The organism is Roseburia sp. AF15-21 (genome assembly GCF_003479505.1).
GTDB lineage: Bacteria > Bacillota > Clostridia > Lachnospirales > Lachnospiraceae > Roseburia_C > Roseburia_C amylophila.
The window spans coordinates 1-1,465 of record NZ_QUHG01000028.1 but is presented as its reverse complement, the minus strand read 5'-3'; the positions used below and the strand labels follow the sequence as shown (position 1 = coordinate 1,465).

Annotated in this window: 2 protein-coding genes; both read left to right on the top strand. The window is 35.6% G+C overall.

Translation table 11 applies throughout. The features are described from left to right. A partial coding sequence (locus DWW33_RS15875) for a helix-turn-helix domain-containing protein (protein WP_305793763.1) occupies positions 1-610 on the top strand: 610 nt, incomplete at its 5' end. Continuing rightward, positions 541-1,428 (top strand): IS3 family transposase, encoded by an 888-nt coding sequence (locus DWW33_RS15500; protein ID WP_243088701.1) that lies wholly within the window; start codon positions 541-543, stop codon positions 1,426-1,428. The genes DWW33_RS15875 and DWW33_RS15500, both read left to right, overlap by 70 nt. The last annotated feature ends 37 nt before the right edge of the window (positions 1,429-1,465 follow it).

Below are 1,465 nucleotides of genomic sequence, written 5' to 3'. Positions count from 1 at the left end.
TGATATGTACCCTCTTTACTGGACAACCAGTAAGGAGGGTGTTTTTATGCGTTATAGTTATGAGTTTAAACTGATGTGTGTTGAATTGTATCATTCAGGTTCGTATCCAGATATCCCAGAGGGTGCGAATCCAGATACTCTCAAAAGACATATACGAGAATGGTCTGGATTGGTTGATTTACATGGTCCAGAAGTTTTAAAACATAAGGTGTTCAATAAAGTGTGGACACCGGAAGAAAAACTTGAACTGGTTTTAAAAGTTATTGCAGGCATACCAAGGAGGAAAGTTGCCATAGAAGCAGGTATTAACTCAGGAATGCTTTATCAATGGGTATACAAATATAAATCACAAGGATATAATGGATTAGTAGAAAGTAAAAAAGGACGTCCAACAAAGGAATCAAGAATGAAGAAGTCAACAAATCCATTACCTTTAACAGAATCAGAACGAGAAGAACTGATACGCTTGAGAGCTGAAAACGAATATATCAAAGCTGAGAATGAAGTAATAAAAAAACGGATCGCCTTGAGGCAAGAAAAATGGGCTGCGCAACTCAAGGCGAAAAAGCAGCAATCATCAAAAAACTCAGAGAAAACGGATACCAATTAAAATATCTCCTTAAAGCAATGCACATGGCTAGATCTACTTACTATTTTGAGATTAGCAGAAACGATGTTATTGCCGAACGCAATCAAGAAATACTAGAAGAAATAAAAAGTGTTTTTGTTGAGAACAAGCGCAGATATGGTGTAAGACGGGTTCACCAGGAACTTATTAATCGCGGGTATCAGGTGAACCATAAAAGAGTTCAGCGTCTTATGCATGAAGCAGGTCTAGCCGGAAAAAGACCAAAGGAGAAATATCATTCTTATAAGGGTGAAGTTGGTAAGATTGCTGACAACATAATAGACAGGGATTTCAGTACAACTTTGCCTTTACAAAAATGGACCACAGATGTATCACAGTTCAATTTCTCATGGGGAAAGTGTTATATTTCTCCAGTGCTAGATATGAATACAAATGAAATCATCTCATATGATTTATCCATGAGTCCTAATCTTGAACAGATAAAAAGAATGCTGAATAAAGCATTTGAAAAATTTCCTTCAGTTGAAGGATTGATATTTCATTCAGATCAAGGCTGGCAGTATCAACATGCTTATTTTAGAAATGCTTTACAGGAACATGGCATTATACAATCCATGTCACGAAAAGGTAATTGTTATGATAATTGTATTATAGAGACGTTCTTTGGACGATTAAAAAATGAAATGTATTATGGCTATGAAAAAAACTATTCTTCTTTCGAAGAATTTTCACAAGCGGTTGAAGAATATATAGATTATTATAATAACAAAAGAATTCAGGCAAAAACAAAATGGATGCCGCCTGTACAATACAGGATAGCATCCATGTGTTCAGCCTAGTTCATAAATATGTGTCCAGGATTCTGGGTACATATCA